Annotated in this window: 1 protein-coding gene; it reads right to left on the bottom strand. The window is 66.2% G+C overall.

Going from position 1 to position 1796, the window contains the following annotated elements; translation table 11 throughout:
• Positions 1-256: 256 nt before the first annotated feature.
• Positions 257-1796: pentapeptide repeat-containing protein (locus tag AAF481_20500; protein ID MEM7483547.1), on the bottom strand; the 1540-nt coding region annotated here is incomplete at its 5' end.

Genomic DNA, 1796 nt, shown 5'->3' with positions numbered 1-1796 from the left:
GGTCGAGAAGTCCAGCTGGCGCACCCAATCGCCGGGGACGAAGTCGCGCAGCAAGCTCTCGACGAGGTAGGGGTGGGAGAAGAGTAAAAGGTAGGTGTTGGCGTGTTGGCCCATGGGTCCTCCGTGGGGTTGGGGCGACTGGATCGTCGTTTAACCCACCACGACGGAAAACAGGGCTACGATTTGACACGGAGAGGAAAGAAGATCGAAGAGAGTCGGCTGAGGCGCTGTCGGCCTCGAACCTGCTGCGGCGCCTTCAGTCTTCGCCGAGATCTTCCGGCTCGTACAGCGCCCAGCCGTCCGCCTGGAGCTCACCTTCTCCGGGCTCGAGGACCTGCAAGGGCGTGGCGAAGGAGCGCGGGCCCCAGATCTTGATCGCGCTGGCGTAGGAAGCGGCGGCGAGACGCCTGCCGGTATTGTCCCAGGCGAGCGAGCGGATGCCGAGCTCGCTGGCGCGAAATCCGATGGTACTCTCGCCCGACGACAGCTCCCAGAGCTTGACTGAGCCCCGGTCGTCGCCGGAGGCGAGGCGGGCGCTGGTTGGCGACCAGGCGAGTGCCCCGACCCAGGTCGTGTGGCCCTTCAAAGTCTGGATCGAGCTGTCGCTCGAGCTGAAAATCCGAACCGTCCCGTCATCGAAGGCTACGGCGAACCGATCATCCGTCGGCGAAACGGCGACCGCCCGCATCGCTTCGCGGTGAATCCGCCAGGTAGCGAGCAGCTCGTTGGTCAATGGGTTCCAGATCCTCACCGTACTATCTTCGGAGCCCGAAACGAGACGCTTGCCGTCCCGCGACCAGGCAACCGCGTAGACGGGATCCGTATGGCCTTCCAAGAAGTGCCGCAGCTTGCCCGTCCCAGCATCGCGAATACAGACCCGCGAATCCTCGGAAGACGTGGCGATCTGTACGCCGTGCGGACTCCAGCCCACGGCGTGGATCCGGTCCCGATGGCTGCGTTTGGCAAGCCTGAGGTCGCCGCTCCCGGTTCGCCAGATCCGCAAGGTGCCTTGGTCTGAGCCCGTCGCCAGCCGCGCGCCATCGGGTCGCCAGGCAAGACAGCACATCGCTTCCGGCGCCTGCAAACGCTGTAAGACGTGGCCGGTACGGGAGTCCCATATCGCCACCTGACCATTGTCCATACACGCGGCGAGCGCTCTGCCGTTCGGGTGCCAGGCGATCTGCACGGCGACCTGGCCAACCCGCTGAGACACGTCTCGCAGGGCGCTCGGCGCCGGCGCTCCGACCGTTGGCGGCAGCCACACTTCCAGGCCGACGCAGCCCAGAAAGCCGGCCCCCTCCAAGGTCGCGCCGTCGAGCCTGGCGCCGGTGAGGGTGGCCCTGGCGAAGCGGCCGAAGGAGAGGTCCGCGTCGCGCAGGTCGGCAAACCGGAGGTCGGCGCCACGTAGATCGACCCACTGCAGATCACGGCCGCGCAGGTCGGCGCCATAGAGCGGCACACCCCGCAGGTTGGCACCGACGAGGTCCTCGGGCAGCAGGCTGACGAGATCGATCTCGATATCGCCGAAATCGATCCGGCTCCAGGGCACCTGGGCGAATCGCTGCGCCGGCTTTTCGTTCAGCCACGAGATCAGGAACGCCACCAGCTGATCCGTCGCCCTGAGCTGGCCCTCGAGGGCCCGGCTCCCATCGCTGACGAGCGCTTGGGCAAGAAGGAACTCTTGGATGCTGTAGTGGGCGAAGCGGAACCCTTGCTCCGACGTTCGGTTGAGCAGCGATCGACCGCCGAAATCGAAACCGTCGAGGCGCTCGGCCAAAGGCTCGGCCTCGACCAGC

Source organism: Acidobacteriota bacterium, from assembly GCA_039030395.1.
Lineage (GTDB): Bacteria > Acidobacteriota > Thermoanaerobaculia > Multivoradales > JBCCEF01 > JBCCEF01.
This window is presented reverse-complemented; position numbering and strand designations above follow the sequence as displayed.